Below are 19125 nucleotides of genomic sequence, written 5' to 3'. Positions count from 1 at the left end.
TCGACATGCTCGGAGAGTCGGGCCAGGCGCTCCGCGAACATGGTCCGCCCGGCTTCCAGTACCTCCCGCGCCCGGTCGTCGTCGAGATAGACGGTTGCCAGGCGCAGCGGAAGGACGGTGGTGTGCTCGCCCAAGGCCTCGATGACGCCGTGGTGAGCGCGGGCCACCGCCTCCAGCCACTCCAGGTCCTCGAGATGCTGCTTGAGAGTGTCCTCCTGGAAGTCCTGTCCGGGCACGTGGCTCACCACGAGCCCCAGCTGATCGTCGCCGGTGTCGGTGACGAGGCTGACCGGAGAGTCGGCGACGCCTCGGAGCGGCACGGTTGCCTCCCGCAGTCCCTCGGCGCTGCGTACCACCGCATACGCGTAGGTCAGCAGGTCACTCATCGCGAGCACTTCCCCGGCGACGGCTGCCCCTGTCCCGCGGCGCCTCCTCCTTTGCGGTGAGGGCCTTGCCCTGGCGGATGGCATCGATCTCGGCCCGCAGCCGGCGGTTCTCCTCGGCCAGTGACTGTTCACCTCTGCTCCGCGAGGACAGCGAGGGGTCGTGCTCCCACCAGTCGATGCCCATTTCCTTCGCCTTGTCGACGGAGGCGACCAGGAGACGCAGCTTGATGGTCAACAGCTCGATGTCGAGAAGGTTGATCTGTATGTCGCCCGCGATGACGATGCCCTTGTCGAGTACCCGTTCAAGGATGTCGGCGAGATTCGCGGAGGATCCCTGCGCGTAGGGGGGCGCTGATCGGGACGGATAGGAACCAAGCCTGTTGGCCAGGGGTTCAGTCACGGTTGCGGCCTCGTATTCCCTCGTGCCGGATCAGGAGTGTCAGCCCTGCCGGTAGGCACGGATCTCCTCCAGCCGGTCGAGCAGTTCGTCCTCGCGCTGGTCGAACGTCTCCTCGTCGATGTCGCCTGCGACGAGGAGACGTTCGAGCTCGGCGAGTTCGCGGTGCACCGGAGCGGGGTCGTAGTACTGGCTCTCGGCTTCCTCCCGGACGCGCTCGACGACCCATACGACGCCGCGCACCGGCGCCAGGGGAAGGGTGACGAGCTGTGTGAACAGGCCCATGAGAACTCCTTCAGACGAAGCTGTAGGGGGGCAGGGGGCCGTTGAGCCGGAAGTCGAAGTCGTCACCCATCTGGTGGGCGACGCTCAACTCCGAGGCGAGGAACGTCTCTTCCTGGTCCTCGGTCACCAGGAACGACACGTTGAGGAAGTCCGACCCCGTCGGCTGGGATGTGTCAAGCGTCCGGGCGAAGGGCCGCAGTGCTTCGACCACACCCGCCGCCAGCGCCTCCTGCCGTGCCTGCACCTCCTGGGCGACCAGCTCACCGAGTCGCAGCGATGCGTCGGGGTCGGCGGTGCCGCCGCGGATCTCGTCATTGAGCTCTCGCGCCGCGTCCGACTCCCGCAGGATCTGCCGCAGGAGCGCGTCTTCGTCCTGCGACGCCTTGAGGTGGTACTCGGTGCACCCGTCCAGTACTTGAAGCCTGTCCGTATAGTCTGCGGCGTTCTGCTCCAGAGCCAGCCGGACGGCCTCGTCGTCCTCGGCGAGGAGGCCGAACCGCATGGGGAGCACAGTGCCGTCAGCCATGAGGCGCTTCTGCACTTCCTGGTGGGCGATGATGTCGCGACGCTTGGGGCGTAGATCCTCGGGCGCGTCGCTGACCACAGCGCACAGCGGCCCCGCCGTCACTGCCCGCAGGTCCGCCGGTGACTCACCGACTCCGCTGAGACCGTCGAGGCGGAGCGGGTGCTGTTTGCCGGTGATGGAGTAGATGTATACGGCCATGGCTCATTCCTTCTCGCCGGGCGAGCCCTACTCGCGCTCACGTCGGGAGGTGCGTCGAGCCGGCCGCCGTCGCCTCTCCACGGGTTCCTTTTCCTTGGCCTCGTCTTCTTCCTCGGCCTCCTCCTCTTCGCCGCCGTCACGGCCGGTGATTCCCTTGAGGGAATCGGTGACCGCTTCCGCCGCGCCGGAGAGGGCCCCCTTGGATTTGCCCTTGGCCCCGCTCTCCACCGTGTCTCCGACGATGTCGGTCAACTGGGCGGGTGCCTTCCTCCCGGTCTCGAGGTCGAGACGGTTGCATGCCTCGGCGAAACGCAGATAGGTGTCGACACTGGCCACGACAATACGAGCGTCGATCTTGAGGATTTCGATCCCCACCAGTGACACGCGGACGAAGACGTCGATGACAAGCCCGCGATCCAGAATGAGTTCCAAGACGTCGTAGAGGCTGGTGCCACCACCACCGCGCGCGACAGCGCCTCCACTCTGCGGCACCACCGTCATGGTGCCTCCCTTCATGGCTGTTGCGGCCTCAGCCCAGTCGGTCGATCTGGCCGCGGCTGTAGCGACGCGTCCTTCGGTACTCCACCAGGTCGCCTTCCTCGTCCAGCGTCACTCGGTAGGTAGCCATCACGCTCGTGGTTTCGGGGACGCGTTCCAGTTCGAGTACCTCCACGTCGGCCTCCCAACCGGCTTCGGTGGATTTCAGTGCCGAGACGGACTCGGGGGCCCGCCCGAGCAACTCCTGCAGTTGTTCGACTGCGGAACGAATGGCCCAGGCTGCGTTGCCCCTGCCGGAGCGTCGCCGGGGGCCATCTGTGGTCCCCCGGTCCGTGCCGCGGCTACTGCTGCTGGATCGCCGCCGGGGTTCTGCTGCGGCCATGGTCTCTCCGGTGGTCGGAGCGCGCGCCATACTCCACGCACGAACACTATAATTCCATCATATAGGGGTACATATCGTCGGGCACGGATGGCTCTGAGCGAACCTGCCCGGTGGGGCAAGGACCCGCCCCCGTGGGGCCGCATGACGTGTCTCGGGTGCTCCCAGCAGCCGAAAGGCGCGTCGCGTGCGATCTGCTTCTGTCTCAACCACTGGTTGGGCAGGGGATGTTGGCCCGAATTCGAGTGTGTTCACCTCCCCTTTCCGAAGGGAACCGCCTCATGAACGACACGACCAAGATCGGCCTCGCCGCCGCGGTCGCAGCCGGCTATGTGCTCGGACGTACGAAGAAAGCCCGTTTCGCCTTCGGGCTGGCAACCTATATCGCAGGTCGCCGATTTGGGCTCGATCCGCAGCAGCTGTTGACGACCGGCCTGAAGAAACTCGGTGACGTTCCTGGAGTCGCCGAGCTGAACGAGCAGGTGCGCGGCGAGCTGCTGGACGCCGGACGCAAAGCCCTGGCCGCCACCGCCGACCGGCGCCTCGCCGGCCTCGCCGATTCTCTCCATGAGCGCACGCTGCGCATCGGTGAGGAGAAGGGCGAGGAGGAAGAGGGCGAGGAGGAACCGGAGGAGGGCGAGGAGCGCTACGAAGACGAGGAGGAGACGGAGGGCGAGGAGGAACCGGAGGAGGAAGAGGGAGAGGAGGAACCGGAGGAGGAAGAGGGCGAGGAAGAACCTGAGGGGGAATTCGAAGAAGAAGAGGAGGAGGAACCGGAGGAAGAAGAACCGGAGGCAGAAGAACCGGAGGCAGAAGCGGAGGAGGAGGAAGAAGAGGAAGAAGAACCGGAGGAGGAGGAAGAGCCAGAGGAAGAAGCCGAGGAAGAGCCGCCACGGCGTCGTCGCCGCCCGGTAGCGGGAAAGAAGCAGGCGGCCAAACCCTCTCCCCGTAGGGCGGGCGCCAAGAAAGCCGCCCCCGAGAGGAAGAGGACTCCTGCGAGGAGGACGCCCGAGAAGAAGGCCCCCGCGAAGAAGACCGCGGCGCAGAGGCCCCCGGCCAAGAAGTCGTCGGCGCCGAGGCCGGCAGCCAAGAAGACTGCCGCCAAGAAGTCGCCGCCGGCGAAGAAGACCGCGAAGAAGTCTCCGCCCCCTGCCAAGAAGGCGGCGGCGAAGAGGGCACCGACGAAGAGCGCGTCCGCGAAGAAGGCCCCGTCCAAGAAGGCGGCCTCCGCGAAGAAGGCGACTGCCAAGAAGACTCCCGCGCGGCGGAGGTAGGTCATGGCCGACAAAGAGCGAGACTCCGGCCGGGGAGAGGGATCCGGCCTCGACATGTTGCGCGACGAACTGACCGACTTCCTCGGTGCTCAGGTCGAACATCTCGTCGACAAGGCCGGGGAAAAGTTGGGGGATGTCACCGACCAACTCCTTGACACGGCCGAGAATGGTGGATCGGGTGGATCTCTTCTCGGTATCGGCGGACGCATCCTCAAAGGTGATTCCCCCTTGAAGGCGTTCGTCGGCGAGAAGGCCAAGGGCCTCAAAGACAATGTGATGGACAAGGTCAAGAGCGTTTTCGGCGGGGGACGCGGAGGCAAGTCCGGCAGCACCAAGGTGATGAACATCATTGAAGTGCTGGACGTCGGTGTGCCGATCCGCGTGGCATACAACTACTGGACCCAGTACGAGGAGTTCAGCGACTTCACCAAAGGCGTACGGAGTGTGTCCCGGAACGACGAGACCACCAGTGACTGGAAGGTGAAGGTCGGCCCCTCGACTCGCGGTTGGAAGGCGACGGTTCAGGAACAAGTGCCGGACGAGCGGATCGTGTGGAGTTCCGAGGGTGCGAAGGGCACTACTCACGGCTGTGTCAGTTTCCACGAACTCACGCCCGACCTGACGCGGATCGTGCTTGTCGTCGAGTACTACCCCTCGGGTTTCTTCGAGAAGACGGGCAACCTGTGGCGTGCCCAAGGACGCCGTTTGCGGCTGGACTTCAAGAACTTCCAGCGCTACGTCACGTTCGCCGACGAGGACGTCGAGGGCTGGCGCGGAGAGATCCGCGACGGCGAGGTAGTTCGCAGCCACGAGGAAGCACTGGAAGAGGAGGAAGCGGCAGGGGAGGGCGAGGAGCAGGAGGAGTACGACGAAGAGGCGCCCGAGGAAGAGGCGCCCGAGGAAGAAGAGGAAGAAGAGGAGTACGACGAAGAAGAGCCAGAGGACGAGTACGCCGAGGAGGAAGGGGAGGACGACGAGGACGAGGGCTGACGCGGCTCGAGCCGTGCGGTTCCCCTCGGCGTGACCTGCCCCGAGAGACGGCGTGACCTGCCCCGAGAGTTGGTCGGCTGGTGTTCCCGGACTCTCGGGCCTCGTCTTCTGGCCGGAGTGAGCCACCAGTTGGAGAAGCCGTCGGACGGACGCGGGTGCGGCGCTTGAACCACTGCGCGCTCACCCGCGTCCGGCGGGATATCGACGTTGACGACACGAGCCCCCGAAGACGCGGACCAGCCGTACGCCCTCGATCAGTGCCCGCTCCGCTTACGGAGGTGGCCTGTCGCCTTTTCCGTCATCTCGTGTGCCTTGGCGCGCAACTGTTCCCCACGCCCTGCCTGCTGCATTGATGAGTCCCCCAGGGCCTTGCCGAGAGTCTCCTTCATCTTGCCCGTGATCTGATGCACCTTCGCATTGCCCTTGCCCTTGGCCTTGGCCATCGGAATCGCCGTCCTCTCGAAGACGCTGGAAACGCGGCCCGTCCAGGACCGACACATCTTTGTTCACCGTGCGCCTGCCCGCGGGGCTCGGCAACTGGGAGCACCTCGTGCTTGCAAGCGGGATCCGCTGCTGAGGCAGGCCGTCGGTGTCCTGCCTTACTGTGCGCGGTGCGGTTTGTGGTGGGCGACCTGGAGGCGGACGTCGGTGTGCATGTGGCGGGTGTCGGGGGAGCCGGTGGACCGACGAGCGGTACGGATCGGGCCTTCGTACACGGCGTCGAGGGCGGCGCCGGGCGCACCCTGGGGGGTGAGAGCGAGTGTGATGTGGGTGCGGGGGTGGGCAGGTCGGCCCGTGATGTGCACGGTTGCATGCTCAACGCCCGGCTGGGCACCGGCTTCGGCGGCGATCGCGTCGCTGAGCGCGTGGTCGCGCAGTTCGACGCCTTCCTGCGGGGGCGTGCCGCCGACGGGCAGCGCTCCGGGGTGGCGTCGGTGCAGTTGGGCGAGCAGCCACCACAGGGCGAGCAGGGCGACGAGCGTGAGGGCGGCGATGACGGCGGGCCACCACCACCAGCCCTGACCGCTCCAGCGGGCCCGGTCGGCGGACCCGAGCAGGACGTCGTGCGGGGTGGTGAGGGGCCAGCCGACGGGCGGAATCAGATCGTGTCGCCGGTAGACGTCGAGCCCGGCGAAGAGAATCAGCAGACCGCCGCCGAGCAGTACCAGTCCGGCGAGGGCCAGCAGACTGCGGTTGAGTACGGTTCGCGGCGTCATGGTGTGGGCTCCGGTGTTGGGGGTTCGCTCAGCCGGTGCGTTGCCGCACGCGTACGACGATGCGAGGAGGGCGGGCGAGGACGAGCTGATCGCGCTCCTCGCCGAGGACGGCGGTGAGGTCGTCCTTCACCTGCTGGGGGTCGCGGAAGCGGACGTCCGCGCGGGCCTTGATGCGGTGGCGGCGCACCCGGACGCGAGCCCTGCTGACTCCCGGGACCCGCATGGCGGCGTCGCGCAGCAGGTCGGCGGCGCCGTCGCGGTCCAGGGAAGCCCGCAGCCCGGGCGCGGGGGAGCGCAGGGGCAGCCAGTGGCGTAGCCCGGGGGTGAGGGCCAGGACGATCAACCAGATGCCGAGCGCGGCGGCCACGGCGGCCCCCGTGAGCACCCACACATCGTCCAAGGGGCGGGTGGCCAATTCGTCGGCCAGGTGCCGTCGCCAGGCTGCCGCAGGGCGTCCCGCCCGTACGGCGACGACGTCGAACAGCGCCGCGACCGCCGCCACGAGAATCACCGAGGCGACCAGCGCGGCCGGAATGCGGCGCGCGGACCACGGGCGGTGGGTCCGATGGCGTCTGTCGTGCTCGCCCGCCGCCAACTCCGGCGGAAGGGGCGCGTCGTGTTCGGGTGGACCGGGCTCTGTCGGCTCTCTCGGCTCCTCGAGCTCCTTCGTCATCGGCACGGTGGCACGGCGCGCGGACGGCGTGGAGCCGCGTGCGGGAGGGTCCGGGTCGGGTGTCATTCCGGTCCTCCTTTCTGCGCGGCGTGCCCGGCGGCCCGGGCGGCGTGGCGCCTCATCGGACCCGTCCCCGGCTCGCGTCGGCGGCAGTCACCAACCGCCGGACGGTGAGGGTGACCTCTCCCACCGCCAAGCCGGTCAGCTGCGTCACCCGTTCGGCGACGTCGTGCTGGATCCGCTCGCAGACGTGGGGGATGTCGGTGGGGTAGGGCAGGTCCATGGCCAGGTGCAGGCGCACCGATCCGGTACGGACGGCTGCGGAGGCGCCGGGTGCCGCCGCCCCACCCCGGTCGGGCGGTACGGCGGCGCGTCGGGACTGGGCTGCGCGTGCGGCCCTGGCGGCGATACGGGCGACCACCCTGTCCGGGATGACGGTGGCCCCCCGTTCGGCCGGAGGTGGCAGGTCGGCGGATCGCCCGGGTGGGCCGGGCCCTTCGCCAGAGGGTTGGGAACCGGGCCGGGTACTCACCGCTACCTCCGCCTATGGAGGTCGAGGTCGCCCTGCACGACGAGGCCGATGATCAGCCCCGCCGCACCCAGAACCAGGACGAGCAGGAATGCCCAGAAGCCTCCGAAGTATCCGGCGAAGCCCAGGGCCATGCCGGCCGCGAGGCCCGTCGTCGCTGCGTTCATCATCCACTCACCCGTCTCGCGAACGAGACCGTCCGTGTGAGCACCCGCTCATGCCCAGGGCATGGCCGTGGTCACGGCGGTCGGTCACCGCACGCGGCCCTCGTCCCGTTCGGCCTCTTCCTCCTCGTCGGGGAGGTGGACGTCGTCGACGGCGATGTTCACCTCGACGACCTCCAGTCCCGTCATTCGTTCCAGGGCGCTGATCACGTTGGTGCGCACGGCACCGGCGACATCGACGATGGAGACGCCGTACTCGACGACGACGTCCAGGTCCACCGCGGCCTGGCGCTCGCCGACTTCGACCTTCACCCCACGCGTGACGCCCCCGCCGCCACCTGCGCCGGGGACACGTTCCCGCATGGCGCCGAATGCGCGGGCCATCCCTGCTCCCAGGCTGTGGATGCCCGGCACCTCGCGTGTGGCCATGCCCGCGATCTTGGCCACCACGCCGTCCGCGATGGTGGTCTTCCCCCGTGTCTCGGCCGGTGCTCCGGCCCCGGTACGGCCCTTCAGCGCGCTCACGCCTGTGTCTGGCCGGTTGCCCCCGCCGACGCTGGTGATGTTGTCCGTCATGGCGGTCGCCTCGAGTGGCTCGGTGTGACACCTGCGTGGTGTCTCTCAACAGTTTGGACACCCGAGGCGGCTTACCTCTCACAGGCATAGCGTGTGATGTGCATCACACAGGCGTGGTAGGGGTACACGCTCTTACCGAGCCACCTGCGAGAGCGTCATGACTCAACGTATTGCTTCCCCACAACGGGGATGCGACCTGCCGGACGGACTGCTTGCCGTGCGGGCGGCCGAGGGAGACGAAGACTCCTTCGCCGTTCTCGTCCAGCGGCACAACCGGTCCCTCCTGGCCCTGGCCCGCGGCATGCTCGGCAACCCCCAGGACGCCGAAGAGGCCGTTCAGGACGCCTTCGTCAGCGCCTGGCGGCGTCTACCGGAGTACCGTCACAGTGCGGAGTTCAGCACCTGGATGTACCGGATCACCATCAACCGCTGCTTGACCATGCGACGGCGGCGCCGACCGCCGCCTGTCCCCCTGGACACCGTCGCCGAACCCGCGACGGGCGACGCGAGGAGCCAGCCGGCCCGGTCCGCCGAGCAGGACGCGGCCACCGAGGCCCTCTCCCGCGCGCTCGCCGAGCTGGACGACGGCCAGCGGATCTGCTGGATCCTGCGTGAACTGCAGGGCCTGCCCTACAACGAGATCGCCCACGTGACACGGACCAGTGAGCAGACCGTGCGCGGCAGACTGTTCAGAGCACGCCGATCCCTGCAGGAGGCGATGGGCCCATGGCGCTAGACGACCCGCACGTCTGGCCTTCCGAGCCGCCCCACGCCGACGGGCACCGTCCCGGCCGCACCGCCGCCGGCCTGCTCCCGTTCGTGGGTGATGAGGTACTGCCCTGCGGTCGCCTGCTCAGCAGGGTCTGGGAACAGGTGCGGGACGCCGCACCGGCCGCGGACCCGCACACGGTGTCCTGTCCTCACTGCCGCGAGGCGGTCGAGGGACTGGCCACGGTGACCGCGGCCACCCAGGCGCTGCGTGCGGAAGACCCTCCCGGCCTGCAGACACTCGCCGACCGTGTCATGAACGTCGTCAGGGCGGAAATCCGGCTCGGACGGCTGCTGCCGCTGGCCGACCCGGACCGGGAGCTGCGGATCGCCGAGAACGCTGCCGCGAAGGTACTGCGGCAGGCCGCGGACACGGTCCCCGGTGTGAGGGCCTCGACCTGTCGGCTCGTACCCGCGGGCGAGGGCACCGACGTGCGGGTGACCATGACCCTGGCCGCTTCCCTCGACCGCCCGCTGCCCGACCGGGTTGATCAGGTACGCCGATCGGTGCTCCACTCGGCAGGACCGTACCTGGGTCTGGCGGTGACGACTGTCGACATCGTCGTGGTCGACGTTCTGGAGCCGTGGCCACCCCTGAGCCCCGGCCATCCCACAGGCGGTGGCACGTGATGACCGCCACCGGCACGCCCACGCTCCTCGGCGTCGCGGCCGAGGCGGCCCTCGCGGTTCCCGGCGTGGCCGACCTGCAACCCCGCCTGGCCCACTGCCTCGCGGCAGCCGCCGCGCTTACCCGGACGGACACCGCACCGCACCGCATGCCGCCCGAGGCGGGCATCCGCGCCGACCGGGCGCCGGACGGTTCGGGATGGCGCATCGAGGTGCGCTGCGTCCTGGCCGAGGGCCACCGAACCCTGGACACCGCCCAGAACGTTCACGACCGGGTACGGACCGCAGCCACGTCCCACCTCGCCGCTCACGGCGTCGCGGCGCCGGTCACCGTCACCGTCGCGGTCACGGTGACGCGTATCGCCGCCCGACCCGGCACGGCATGAGTGCCGCGAACACCGGCGAACGCCCTTCACGACCATGTCCTTCGATGCGGCCCTCGGCCGGGCCTCCTTGCCGGAGGCCGCACATGTTGCCTCACGAGTGTTTGAGCGGCGCTGAGGCGTGCACGCGCCCGGTATGACCCATACGAAACGAGAGACAGAGCGAAAGTACGAAGCTCCGTCGACCAAGGACACCTCGTGGCTGCCGGACCTCACCAGCGTGGACGGCATCGCATCGGTCGTGGGAGAGGGCCTCGACGAACTGGACGCCGTGTACTACGACACTGACGACCTGCGCCTGGTTGGAGCGTCGGCGACGCTCCGGCGAAGGACCGGCAGGGCTGATGCGGGCTGGCACCTCAAACTGCCCATCTCCGGGGACAGCCGGGAGGAGGTGCAGGTCCCGTTGTCCGACACGGTTCCGGACGCCTTGCGTGACCTGGCCCTTTCTCGCACCCGAGGGGGAGAGCTGAGGCCAGTCGTCCGTATCCGGTCCACTCGCAGCACGCGGCACCTCGTCGATTCCGAAGGTGCGGTCCTCGCTGAGCTGAGCCTCGACAAGGTCCGCGCGGATTCCCTTCTGGCCAGGACCAAACGGGCCTCATGGACTGAGATGGAAGTCGAACTCGCCGAGGACGCCGATCCCTTGCTCCTCGACCTCCTGGACAAGGCGCTGCGCAAGAAGGGCATCGACCGTGCGCGTAGTCCGTCCAAGCTGAGCCGGGCCCTGGAGGAAACAGGAACGGGAGCGTCGCGTCTGCCGGACACACGTGCCGAGACCGTCGTACCCGGCTCGGCCGCCGAAGAGGTTCTCAGGTATGTGGACGGACAGGTGCACGCCCTGGTGGACCTCGATCCCGCCGTACGCCGCGGCCTGCCGGACTCGGTGCACAGGATGCGTGTCGCCTGCCGCCGACTGCGCAGCACCCTGCGTTCCTACCGGGCGGTGCTGGAACGTGAGGTCACCGATCCGATCCGCGAGGAGCTCAGGTGGCTGGGCGGCGAGCTGGGCGCCGAACGCGACCAGGAGGTCCTCATGGAGCGGCTCGGCGTGCGCATCGGGGCCTCGCCCCGGGAGTTGGTCCTTGGGCCCGTCGAAGCCAGGTTGCAGGTGTGGAACGTCTCCCGTACCTCCAAGGCGCGGCAGCGCACCCTCGACGCCCTGGTCTCACCCCGTTACCTGGCCCTTCTGAATTCCTTGGCCACGCTCACGCAGCAGCCCCCACTGCGTCGTAGGGCCGCTCGCAAGCCGGAGAAAGTCATGGTCAAGGCGATCCTCAAGGAGTACGACCAGTTGGCCGGCCGGGTGGCGCACGCGCTGGAACTCTCCCCGGGGACGGAACGCGACGCGGCCCTCCACCAGGCCCGCAAGGCGGCGAAGAAGATGCGGTACGCCACCGAACCGGCGCGCGCCTCGCTCGGCAAACCCGCCAAGCGGCTCGGCAAGCGCGTCAAGGCCGTGCAGAAGGTGCTCGGGGACCATCAGGACACCGTCGTCGCGCGGGACGCCCTGCGGCACCTGGCCCTGGCGGCGCACGCGGCGGGAGAGCCCGCTTTCACCTGGGGCCTGCTGTACGGCCAGGAGCAAGCCGTGGCCGAACGCCGCGAACGGGAACTGCCGACCGCGTGGGCCGACGCATCGAAGCCCGGGCTGCGCAAGGCGCTCGTTCACTGAGAAGTCGTCCTCTCCCGGCGTTTCGACCCGGAGCACTGCGAAGCACCATGACGTGTACCCGCCGGCCGCCGACGTTCACCAGGCGGTCGGTGTGGAGGAGCACGCCGGGCCTACCGAAGGCGCCTCTCGCCCGGGACAGCGGTGATGTGTGTCCAGACGAACCACGAACCGAACCACGAACCGACCGATTCGCGGCGGGCGTCGGCGACCTGCGCGTGCGCGCGGGCCACCTTCAGACGGGCCTTCTCCCGGTTCTTCGACCTCTTCTGCTTGCGGGACAACTCCCGCTGCGCCTTCTTCAGCTTCTTCTCCGCCCGGCGCAGAAACCGCGGGCTGTCGATCTTCGTCCCGTCCGACAGGACCGCGAAATGGGTCAGGCCCAAGTCGATCCCCACAGACGGCAGACCGTCGGCATCCGGCATCCGCGCCAGGTCGGCGTCCGGGTCGGTCTCGATCACGAAGGAGGCGAAGTACCGGCCGGCCGCGTCCCGGATCACCGTCACGCTCGACGGGGCCGACGGGAGCCTGCGCGACCAGCGCACCCTCACCTCGCCGATTTTCGGCAGGAGCAGCCGCCCCGCCTCGGTGATCTTCCATCGGGCGTTCGCGGTGAACCGGATCGCCTGGCGGGCATCCCGCTTCGACTTGAAGCGCGGCGCCCCTACCCGTGCCCCCTGGCGGGCTCCTTTCAGAGAGGAAAAGAAGTTGGTGTAGGCGCGCTCCACGTCCCGCAGCGCGTGCTGCAGGATGACTGCCGACACCTCGGACAGCCACTGCCGCCCGGGGCTCCGCTTCGCCTCGGTGATCAGCGTCTTCGACAGCGCGCCCGCGCTCGGAAACGCAGCACCCTCCCGCCGGGCCCGCTCCCGGGCGGCGACCGCGTCGTTGTACACCACCCGCGCGCACCCCAACGCCCGCGCCAGCGCAACGCGCTGACCGGGCTCCGGGTCGAGGCGGAAGGCATACCGAAGCTGCATGATCCGGACGCCAACACCCACCACCGACAACCCCGACCCGATCAGCCAGCCCAGCCTCGCCCGAACAGTTCCGCACCGCTGTCATACGGGCAACATGGGCCCGGAGGAAGCATTCCCCGGCTCCGCCGGGCAGCCCTGCGGGCGCTCCGCGCCCACCCCGCCCGGCACCGCAACACTCCACGTCGCGGCCACAGGACCCCCAGGCTGAAGCCTGTAGCACTGCGCAAGAAGTTCGGTAGCACGCCCCCGGCACAGCACCGCGTGCTACGTCCGGATGCGCGGCGTGCGTTGGCGGGCGATGCTTGCCGAATGACCGAGCGTTCCGTGACCGTTTGCCCGCCCGTCAAGGGGGAGGGGCGCCAGGTACGCGTGGACGGGGAGCCTGTGGGGGCGGCGTCCAGTCTGCGAGGCTTGGCCGAGATCATGCGGCGGGCGGGCTGGGTGGGCTTGGATGAGATCGATGTGGCGGACTCACCGGTCATCGAGTGGTACGGCGGGGGCCCTGAGGTCTGGTGACGGCACACTCGAGTCGCCAGCGTCGGTCTGCGCCTGCATGGCTCGCCGCCCGGTAGGTGACGGCGTGCAGGGCGGGGGAGAGCCCGATGTCGTCGAACGTCGAATGCTGCTTCAAATGGGGCCACACAAAGATCAGTTCGCATGTGCGCGCAGGCACATGTGCACATGGGCCCGCGTCCGTTCCTCGCGGAGGCGATGCGGCCGGTGAAGCTCTTGGCCGCTCGCGCGGCGGACTGACCACGAAGTCCACATGGCGGCGGACGGCTGGTGCCGCCCGCCGCGGCGTACGGATGCGTTCCCGCAACCGATCAGGCAGCGAAATGGTCGATGGCTGGTGCCAGGTCGTCGTTGGTCATTGGGTGCCGCATGTCCCTGAGGAATGCCGCATGTCCCTGAGGAATCTTGCCGTGGCGCGGAGGGCGTGCTGCTGGCTGGTCACGACAACACTCATGTAGTCCTCGTCGGGGATCAGCAGCATCGCTGCGCGATAGCAACGTCGGGATCGAGAGGCGGTCGCTCACGACCGTGGGGGAACTCGGCAACCCTCTGCGCAGCGCCGACCAGCATCGGGGCGGGGCCTGGATCATCGGCATCATCGTCGGCCGCCGGGGTACCTGCGACTCACACCAACCCATGCTCGAGGAAGCGAGAACCCCGTGAGCGAGCGCCGCCCGGAAGCCCCTGGGACCAGCGGGAAGCCGATACCGAAGCCGGTACCCAGGGATCCGCCCGATCAGCAGGCCACCGCCGACGTGGACCCCTGGGACGCCGCCGGCGTCCCGACGAAGTCCACCGCCGAGGGGCAGCCAGACCTGGAGATTCCCGATACGGACGAGGCCGGCACCGGCCGCAGGGGCGCCCCGCACTCCGGCAGCCGACGCCCGGAGCATCCCGTCCCCGACGAACCGCCCGCCTGACGCTCCGCGTGCCGCGAGAGCCCCGGCGGGTGACGCTGGGAGAGATACCCGCGACTGGTGACAGGAGTCCGGCCGCCCGAGAGGACATGTCATGGGTGTACGCACTTGGGTGAGCGATTGGCCCGTCTACCGACAGCTGACCGGAGCCGATCCGCTGGCGCGTGGCCGGGCCGCCGTGTCGGCCCACACAAGGCAGCTCAGACCGCGCACCGACACCGCCGAACGGACGGTTTCTTCCATCTGCCCTTACTGTGCGGTCGGCTGCGGCCAGCAGATCTACGTCAAGGACGACAAGGTGGTCCAGATCGAGGGCGACCCCGCGTCGCCCATCAGCCGAGGGCGCCTCTGCCCGAAGGGATCTGCGACCCTTCAGCTCACCACGGGCTCCGCGCGTCGTCACGAGGTCCTCTACCGGCGCCCGTACGCCACCGACTGGGAGCCCCTCGACCTGGAGACGGCCATGGACATGGTCGCCGACCGAGTGGTCGAGACACGTCGTGCGACCTGGGAGTGGGAGAAGGACGGGCTGCGCACCGCACGCACGCTCGGCATCGCCAGCCTCGGTGGCGCGACCCTCGACAACGAAGAGAACTACCTGATCAAGAAGCTGTTCACCGGGCTCGGCGTCGTACAGGTGGAGAACCAGGCGCGGGTCTGCCACAGCTCCACCGTCGCGGGCCTGGGCACGTCCTTCGGCCGTGGCGGCGCCACCACCTTCATGCAGGACCTCCAGCACGCCGACTGCATCGTCATCCAGGGTTCCAACTTCGCGGAGGCGCACCCGGTCGGGTTCCAGTGGGTCATGGAGGCCAAGGAGCGTGGCGCCCGCATCATCCACGTCGACCCACGCTTCACGCGCACCAGCGCCCTCGCCGACCTGCACGTTCCGATCCGGGCCGGCAGCGACATCGCGTTCCTCGGCGCAGTGATCAACCATGTGCTCACCGAGGAGAAGGACTTCCGGGAGTACGTGCTCGCCTACACCAACGCCGCCTCGATCGTCAGCGAGGACTTCCAGGACACCGAGGACCTGGACGGTGTTTTCTCGGGACTTGACGTCGACGAGCACCACTACGACCCGCGCAGCTGGCAGTACGAGGGTGTGGAGGTCCAGGCGCCCTCCGGCGACGTCGACGAACAGTACGAGCAGAAGACACAGGGCTCGGGCCGCGCCGAGAGCCACGGGTCGGGAGGAGCGCGGACCGGTGCCCAGCCGCCACGCGACGAGACGCTCAGCCATCCGCGCTGCGTCTACCAGATCCTCAAACGCCACTACGCCCGCTACACCCCCGAACTCGTCGAAGAGACTTGCGGAATCCCGCGTGCGACCTTTCTGCGCGTCTGCGAAGCCCTGACCGCCAACTCCGGTCGCGAGCGCACCAGTGCTTTCGTGTACGCGGTCGGCTGGACCCAGCACTCCACCGGATCCCAGTACATCCGCGCTGCCTGCGTCCTCCAGCTCCTGCTCGGCAACATCGGTCGTCCCGGCGGCGGCATCCAGGCCCTGCGCGGCCATGCCTCCATCCAGGGCTCCAGCGACATCCCGACCCTCTACAACCTCCTCCCCGGCTACCTGCCGATGCCGCACGCCCACGCCCACGAGGACCTGGACACCTTCGTCGAGGCCACCCGCACCGACAAGGGCTTCTGGGGCAACATGCGGGCCTACTTCGTCAGCCTGCTCAAGGCTTACTACGGCGACGCCGCCACAGCGGACAACGACTTCTGCTTCGACCACCTGCCGCGCCTCACCGGCTCCCACTCCACCTACGACACGGTCATGGCGCAGCTCGACGGCGACTGCAAGGGCTACTTCCTGATGGGCGAGAACCCGGCCGTCGGGTCGGCCAACACCCGCCTCCAACGCCTGGGCATGGCCAATCTGGAGTGGCTGGTCGTCCGAGACTTCTCCCTCATCGAGTCCGCGACCTGGTGGCAGGACGGACCGGAGATCGAAACGGGTGAACTGAGCACCGAATCGATCGGTACCGAGGTCTTCTTCTTCCCGGCCGCCGCTCACACCGAGAAATCCGGCTCGTTCACCAACACCAACCGGTGGATTCAGTGGCACCACGCGGCCGTGGAACCGGAAGGGGACGCCCGCAGCGACCTGTGGTTCATGTACCACCTGGGCCGCCGCATCAAGGAGAAGCTGGCCGGCTCGACCGACCCCATGGACCAGCCCGTCCGGGATCTCACCTGGGACTACCCCGTCGAAGGGCCGCTGCGTGAGCCCGTCGCCGACACGATCCTGGCCGAAATCAACGGACACGGCCCGGACGGCGGTCCGCTCTCCGCCTATACGGAGTTGAAAGACGACGGATCCACCCGCTGCGGCTGCTGGATCTACTGCGGGGTGTATGCCGACGGCGTCAACCACGCCGCTCGCCGCACACCCCACACGGAGCAGGACTACGTGGCCGCCGACTGGGCCTGGGCCTGGCCCGCCAACCGCCGCATCCTCTACAACCGTGCCTCCGCGGCCCCCGACGGCAGCCCGTGGAGCGACCGCAAGGCATACATGTGGTGGGACGGCGCGGAGGGGAAGTGGACCGGCCGCGACGTCCCCGACTTCATACCCGACCGCGCGCCCGACCACGTGCCACCGGAAGGTGCGACCGGGCCCGAAGCCCTGCGCGGCGACGACCCGTTCATCATGCAGGCCGACGGCAAGGGCTGGCTGTACGCGCCCGCGGGCCTGGAAGACGGGCCGCTTCCCACCCACTATGAACCGCAGGACTCGCCCTTCCCCAACGCCCTCTACCCGTCGACCGCGCGCTCGCCCGTACGTCGGCTGCTGCCCCGCGAGGGCAACCGCTACCACCCCAGTGGCGACGAGCCGGGCGCGGATGTGTATCCGTACATCGTCACCACCCACCGTCTCACCGAGCACTTCACCGCCGGAGGCATGAGTCGCTGGTCTCCCTACCTCTCCGAGCTCCAGCCCGAGTTCTTCTGCGAGCTCTCCCCGCAGCTGGCTGCCGAGCGAGGCCTGGAGCACGGCGGTTGGGCCACGATCATCACCGCCCGCAACGCTGTCGAGGCGCGCGTCATGGTCACCGAGAGGCTCAAGCCCTTGACCGTTCACGGGCGGACCGTCCACCAGATCGGGCTGCCCTTCCACTGGGGGCCCAACGGGATCTCCACGGGGGACGCGGCCAACGAGCTCATGGCCATCGCGCTCGACCCCAACGCCCATATCCAGGAGGACAAGGCACTCACCGCCGACATCCGCCCCGGCCGCCGACCCCGTGGGCCCGACCTGCCGAAGCTGGTCGCGGAGTACCGCCGGCGCGCGGGCATCACCGACACGACCGGGACGGAGACCCGAACATGACGGACCGGCACCTGCTGAGCGGCCCCGAACCGGACCCTGCCCGCGACGCCGGGCACCCCGACCCCCCGGAACGCGTCGGATTCTTCACCGACACATCCGTGTGCATCGGATGCAAGGCCTGCGAAGTGGCTTGCAAGGAGTGGAACGCGATCCCGGAGGACGGGATGCCGTTGAGCGGCATGAGCTATGACAACACCCAGGGCCTGGGCGCCTCCACGTGGCGTCATGTCGCCTTCATCGAGCAGAAGGTGCCTGCGCCGGAGGGTCGCACCGAGCTCTCGCTCATCGAGGGAGCGCCTGCGGCTCCCGAACCTCCGCAGGCGCCTGGCGACATGCGCTGGCTGATGTCCTCGGACGTCTGCAAGCACTGCACCCACGCGGCCTGCCTGGACGTCTGCCCCACCGGCTCCCTGTTCCGCACGGAGTTCGGCACGGTCGTCGTTCAGGAGGACATATGCAACGGCTGCGGCTACTGCGTGCCTGCCTGCCCGTACGGGGTGATCGAGCAACGCCCCCACGACGGAAGGGCGTTCAAGTGCACGATGTGTTACGACCGCCTCGGCGCGGGCCAGGAACCGGCCTGCGCGAAGGCCTGCCCGACCCAGTCCATCCAGTTCGGCCCCTTGGACGAGCTGCGCGAACGTGCCACCCTGCGTGTGGACCAACTGCATGAACAGGGCGTGGAACGAGCCCACTTGTACGGACATGATCCGCAGGACGGGGTCGGTGGTGACGGAGCCTTCTTCCTCCTCCTCGACCAGCCGGAGGTGTACGGACTTCCGCCCGACCCTGTCGTGACCACCCGTGACCTTCCGGCCATGTGGAGACACGCGGGCACCGCCGCGCTGTCCCTCGCCGGGAGCATCGCGCTCGCCTTCGCACTGGCCGGTCGAACCAAGGAGGCACGATGAGCAGGACCCGGCAGCGACGGGGCGAACAGCTCATGGTTCCGCGCGCGGAATTCGAGTCCTACTACGGGCGCCCGATCATCCACGCTCCGTCCTGGGCAGCCCGGGACATCGCGGGGTACTTCTTCCTCGGCGGTCTCGCCGGAGCGGGCTCGGTGCTCGCTGCAGGTGCTCAACTCACCGGGCGCCCCCGTACCGCCACCGCGATGAAGGTCTCGTCCCTCGCCGCCGTTTCGCTGTCAGCCGCCGCCTTGATCCACGACCTGGGCAGACCCGGCCGGTTCGCCAACATGCTGCGGGTGTTCAAACCCACGTCCCCGATGAGCATGGGCTCATGGCTGCTCAGCGCGTACGGCCCCGCCGCCGGCGCAGCCGCTCTCAGTGCCGTCACCGGTCGGATGCCCCGGGCGGGCGCCACCGCGACCGTGGGAGCGGCGTTGCTCGGGCCGGCTCTGGCCTCGTACACCGCGGTCCTTGCCGCCGACACCGCCGTTCCCGCCTGGCACGGCGCTCACCGAGAACTTCCCTATCTGTTCACGGCGTCTGCGACGGCCGCCGCCTCGGGGATGGCATTGATCGTCGCGCCAACGCGCGAGAGCGGTCCCGCGCGTTGCGCGGCGGTACTCGCCGCAGCCGCCGAAAGCGTGGTGACCGAGGCCGCGGAACGACGCCTGGGACTGGTTGCCGAGACCTGGCGCGAAGGCCGCGCGGGCACGCTCATGCGCACCGCCCGCGCCCTCACCCTGGCGGGCGCCGCGACCGCGGCGCTGGCCGGCGGCCGCAGTCGGCCGGCTGCCCTGGTGGGTGGGCTCGCACTGCTCGCGGGTTCGGTCTGCACCCGCTTCGGGGTCTTCGCGGCGGGCATCGCCTCCGCCGAGGATCCGAAGTACACCGTCCTACCTCAGCGGAATGGAGTGTGACCCCG

21 protein-coding genes and 2 pseudogenes are annotated in these 19125 nt (G+C 68.9%); 10 read left to right on the top strand and 13 right to left on the bottom strand.

Annotated features, from left to right (window positions below; all coding sequences use genetic code 11):
* Nucleotides 1-23: 23 nt before the first annotated feature.
* The 6 genes and pseudogenes from AAFF41_RS03090 to AAFF41_RS03065 form a co-directional block, all read right to left on the bottom strand.
* Nucleotides 24-386, bottom strand: a pseudogene (locus AAFF41_RS03090) (GvpL/GvpF family gas vesicle protein); the annotation flags it as partial.
* The gene (locus AAFF41_RS03085) at nt 379-786 is read right to left on the bottom strand and encodes a gas vesicle protein (RefSeq protein ID WP_343323409.1); all 408 of its coding nucleotides are present in this window, start codon (nt 784-786) and stop codon (nt 379-381) included. The gene AAFF41_RS03085 and the pseudogene AAFF41_RS03090, both read right to left, overlap by 8 nt.
* Before the next feature lie 39 nt (nt 787-825).
* Nucleotides 826-1068 (bottom strand): gas vesicle protein GvpG, encoded by a 243-nt coding sequence (locus tag AAFF41_RS03080; RefSeq protein ID WP_054229542.1) that lies wholly within the window; start codon nt 1066-1068, stop codon nt 826-828.
* 10 nt (nt 1069-1078) lie between these two features.
* A complete protein-coding gene (locus AAFF41_RS03075; protein WP_319752920.1) occupies nt 1079-1792 on the bottom strand; it encodes a GvpL/GvpF family gas vesicle protein in 714 nt (237 codons plus the stop codon).
* A 27-nt stretch (nt 1793-1819) separates the two neighbouring features.
* Nucleotides 1820-2293: a gas vesicle structural protein GvpA gene (locus AAFF41_RS03070; protein ID WP_319752919.1), complete on the bottom strand. Its 474-nt coding sequence runs from the start codon at nt 2291-2293 to the stop codon at nt 1820-1822.
* Nucleotides 2294-2321: 28 nt separating this feature from the next.
* A complete protein-coding gene (locus AAFF41_RS03065; RefSeq protein ID WP_343323408.1) occupies nt 2322-2672 on the bottom strand; it encodes a gas vesicle protein GvpO in 351 nt (116 codons plus the stop codon).
* Between the two features lie 278 nt (nt 2673-2950).
* On the opposite strand from AAFF41_RS03065, the gene AAFF41_RS03060 reads away from it, so the two are divergent.
* Entirely contained in the window at nt 2951-3943 is a 993-nt protein-coding gene (locus tag AAFF41_RS03060; RefSeq protein ID WP_343323407.1) for a histone protein, read from the top strand.
* 3 nt (nt 3944-3946) lie between these two features.
* Nucleotides 3947-4933 carry an SRPBCC family protein gene (locus AAFF41_RS03055; protein WP_343323406.1) on the top strand — a complete coding sequence of 329 codons (987 nt, stop codon included), beginning with the start codon at nt 3947-3949 and terminating at the stop codon, nt 4931-4933.
* A 254-nt stretch (nt 4934-5187) separates the two neighbouring features.
* Here AAFF41_RS03055 and AAFF41_RS03050 read toward each other — a convergent pair whose 3' ends face one another.
* The 6 genes from AAFF41_RS03050 to AAFF41_RS03025 form a co-directional block, all read right to left on the bottom strand.
* Nucleotides 5188-5376 carry a CsbD family protein gene (locus AAFF41_RS03050; RefSeq protein WP_319752916.1) on the bottom strand — a complete coding sequence of 63 codons (189 nt, stop codon included), beginning with the start codon at nt 5374-5376 and terminating at the stop codon, nt 5188-5190.
* Nucleotides 5377-5532: 156 nt separating this feature from the next.
* A complete protein-coding gene (locus tag AAFF41_RS03045; RefSeq protein ID WP_319752915.1) occupies nt 5533-6150 on the bottom strand; it encodes an alkaline shock response membrane anchor protein AmaP in 618 nt (205 codons plus the stop codon).
* Between the two features lie 28 nt (nt 6151-6178).
* Nucleotides 6179-6889, bottom strand: a complete 711-nt coding sequence (locus tag AAFF41_RS03040; RefSeq protein ID WP_319752914.1) for a DUF6286 domain-containing protein — start codon at nt 6887-6889, stop codon at nt 6179-6181.
* A gap of 52 nt (nt 6890-6941) precedes the next feature.
* Nucleotides 6942-7244: an Asp23/Gls24 family envelope stress response protein gene (locus AAFF41_RS03035; protein ID WP_319752913.1), complete on the bottom strand. Its 303-nt coding sequence runs from the start codon at nt 7242-7244 to the stop codon at nt 6942-6944.
* 113 nt (nt 7245-7357) lie between these two features.
* Nucleotides 7358-7522, bottom strand: a complete 165-nt coding sequence (locus tag AAFF41_RS03030) for a hypothetical protein (protein ID WP_319752963.1) — start codon at nt 7520-7522, stop codon at nt 7358-7360.
* A gap of 81 nt (nt 7523-7603) precedes the next feature.
* Entirely contained in the window at nt 7604-8092 is a 489-nt protein-coding gene (locus AAFF41_RS03025; RefSeq protein WP_319752912.1) for an Asp23/Gls24 family envelope stress response protein, read from the bottom strand.
* Nucleotides 8093-8249: 157 nt separating this feature from the next.
* Here AAFF41_RS03025 and AAFF41_RS03020 point away from each other — a divergent pair, with 157 nt between their 5' ends.
* From AAFF41_RS03020 to AAFF41_RS03005, 4 genes are all read left to right on the top strand, one after another.
* Nucleotides 8250-8828 carry an RNA polymerase sigma factor gene (locus AAFF41_RS03020; protein ID WP_319752911.1) on the top strand — a complete coding sequence of 193 codons (579 nt, stop codon included), beginning with the start codon at nt 8250-8252 and terminating at the stop codon, nt 8826-8828.
* Nucleotides 8819-9490: a hypothetical protein gene (locus AAFF41_RS03015; protein ID WP_319752910.1), complete on the top strand. Its 672-nt coding sequence runs from the start codon at nt 8819-8821 to the stop codon at nt 9488-9490. Before AAFF41_RS03020 ends, AAFF41_RS03015 begins: the two co-directional genes overlap by 10 nt.
* Nucleotides 9490-9873 (top strand): hypothetical protein, encoded by a 384-nt coding sequence (locus tag AAFF41_RS03010; RefSeq protein WP_319752909.1) that lies wholly within the window; start codon nt 9490-9492, stop codon nt 9871-9873. The genes AAFF41_RS03015 and AAFF41_RS03010 overlap by 1 nt, the downstream gene beginning before the upstream one ends.
* Before the next feature lie 133 nt (nt 9874-10006).
* Nucleotides 10007-11545, top strand: coding sequence for a CYTH and CHAD domain-containing protein (locus AAFF41_RS03005; RefSeq protein WP_343323405.1), 1539 nt, complete (start codon nt 10007-10009; stop codon nt 11543-11545).
* A 188-nt stretch (nt 11546-11733) separates the two neighbouring features.
* Here the strand turns inward: AAFF41_RS03005 and AAFF41_RS03000 are convergent.
* Nucleotides 11734-12522, bottom strand: a pseudogene (locus AAFF41_RS03000) (RNA-guided endonuclease InsQ/TnpB family protein); the annotation flags it as partial.
* 1172 nt (nt 12523-13694) lie between these two features.
* On the opposite strand from AAFF41_RS03000, the gene AAFF41_RS02995 reads away from it, so the two are divergent.
* The 4 genes from AAFF41_RS02995 (at nt 13695) to nrfD (ending at nt 19120) form a co-directional block, all read left to right on the top strand.
* On the top strand, nt 13695-13955 hold the full coding sequence (locus AAFF41_RS02995) for a hypothetical protein (RefSeq protein ID WP_319752907.1): 261 nt from the start codon (nt 13695-13697) through the stop codon (nt 13953-13955).
* Nucleotides 13956-14046: 91 nt separating this feature from the next.
* Nucleotides 14047-17292: a formate dehydrogenase gene (fdh, locus tag AAFF41_RS02990; protein ID WP_319752906.1), complete on the top strand. Its 3246-nt coding sequence runs from the start codon at nt 14047-14049 to the stop codon at nt 17290-17292.
* Nucleotides 17289-18203 carry a 4Fe-4S dicluster domain-containing protein gene (locus AAFF41_RS02985; RefSeq protein WP_343323404.1) on the top strand — a complete coding sequence of 305 codons (915 nt, stop codon included), beginning with the start codon at nt 17289-17291 and terminating at the stop codon, nt 18201-18203. The genes fdh and AAFF41_RS02985 overlap by 4 nt, the downstream gene beginning before the upstream one ends.
* On the top strand, nt 18200-19120 hold the full coding sequence (nrfD, locus tag AAFF41_RS02980; RefSeq protein WP_343323403.1) for an NrfD/PsrC family molybdoenzyme membrane anchor subunit: 921 nt from the start codon (nt 18200-18202) through the stop codon (nt 19118-19120). The genes AAFF41_RS02985 and nrfD overlap by 4 nt, the downstream gene beginning before the upstream one ends.
* Nucleotides 19121-19125 lie beyond the last annotated feature (5 nt).

This window comes from Streptomyces mirabilis (genome assembly GCF_039503195.1).
GTDB classification, from domain to species: Bacteria; Actinomycetota; Actinomycetes; order Streptomycetales; family Streptomycetaceae; genus Streptomyces; species Streptomyces mirabilis_D.
The sequence above is the reverse complement of the archived record's forward strand: the minus strand, read 5'-3'. Positions and strand labels throughout refer to the sequence as shown.

Excerpts from the sequence above, each read along its gene's own strand:
- AAFF41_RS03065 (WP_343323408.1), bottom strand. The coding sequence starts at position 2,672 with ATGGCCGCAGCAGAACCCCGGCGGCGATCCAGCAGCAGTAGCCGCGGC.
- AAFF41_RS03040 (WP_319752914.1), bottom strand. The coding sequence starts at position 6,889 with ATGACACCCGACCCGGACCCTCCCGCACGCGGCTCCACGCCGTCCGCG.
- AAFF41_RS03015 (WP_319752910.1), top strand. The coding sequence starts at position 8,819 with ATGGCGCTAGACGACCCGCACGTCTGGCCTTCCGAGCCGCCCCACGCC.
- AAFF41_RS03060 (WP_343323407.1), top strand. The coding sequence starts at position 2,951 with ATGAACGACACGACCAAGATCGGCCTCGCCGCCGCGGTCGCAGCCGGC.
- AAFF41_RS02985 (WP_343323404.1), top strand. The coding sequence starts at position 17,289 with ATGACGGACCGGCACCTGCTGAGCGGCCCCGAACCGGACCCTGCCCGC.
- AAFF41_RS03050 (WP_319752916.1), bottom strand. The coding sequence starts at position 5,376 with ATGGCCAAGGCCAAGGGCAAGGGCAATGCGAAGGTGCATCAGATCACG.
- nrfD (WP_343323403.1), top strand. The coding sequence starts at position 18,200 with ATGAGCAGGACCCGGCAGCGACGGGGCGAACAGCTCATGGTTCCGCGC.
- AAFF41_RS03070 (WP_319752919.1), bottom strand. The coding sequence starts at position 2,293 with ATGACGGTGGTGCCGCAGAGTGGAGGCGCTGTCGCGCGCGGTGGTGGT.
- AAFF41_RS03020 (WP_319752911.1), top strand. The coding sequence starts at position 8,250 with ATGACTCAACGTATTGCTTCCCCACAACGGGGATGCGACCTGCCGGAC.
- AAFF41_RS03030 (WP_319752963.1), bottom strand. The coding sequence starts at position 7,522 with ATGATGAACGCAGCGACGACGGGCCTCGCGGCCGGCATGGCCCTGGGC.
- AAFF41_RS03010 (WP_319752909.1), top strand. The coding sequence starts at position 9,490 with ATGACCGCCACCGGCACGCCCACGCTCCTCGGCGTCGCGGCCGAGGCG.
- AAFF41_RS03045 (WP_319752915.1), bottom strand. The coding sequence starts at position 6,150 with ATGACGCCGCGAACCGTACTCAACCGCAGTCTGCTGGCCCTCGCCGGA.
- AAFF41_RS03025 (WP_319752912.1), bottom strand. The coding sequence starts at position 8,092 with ATGACGGACAACATCACCAGCGTCGGCGGGGGCAACCGGCCAGACACA.
- AAFF41_RS03005 (WP_343323405.1), top strand. The coding sequence starts at position 10,007 with ATGACCCATACGAAACGAGAGACAGAGCGAAAGTACGAAGCTCCGTCG.
- AAFF41_RS03075 (WP_319752920.1), bottom strand. The coding sequence starts at position 1,792 with ATGGCCGTATACATCTACTCCATCACCGGCAAACAGCACCCGCTCCGC.
- AAFF41_RS03080 (WP_054229542.1), bottom strand. The coding sequence starts at position 1,068 with ATGGGCCTGTTCACACAGCTCGTCACCCTTCCCCTGGCGCCGGTGCGC.
- AAFF41_RS03055 (WP_343323406.1), top strand. The coding sequence starts at position 3,947 with ATGGCCGACAAAGAGCGAGACTCCGGCCGGGGAGAGGGATCCGGCCTC.
- fdh (WP_319752906.1), top strand. The coding sequence starts at position 14,047 with ATGGGTGTACGCACTTGGGTGAGCGATTGGCCCGTCTACCGACAGCTG.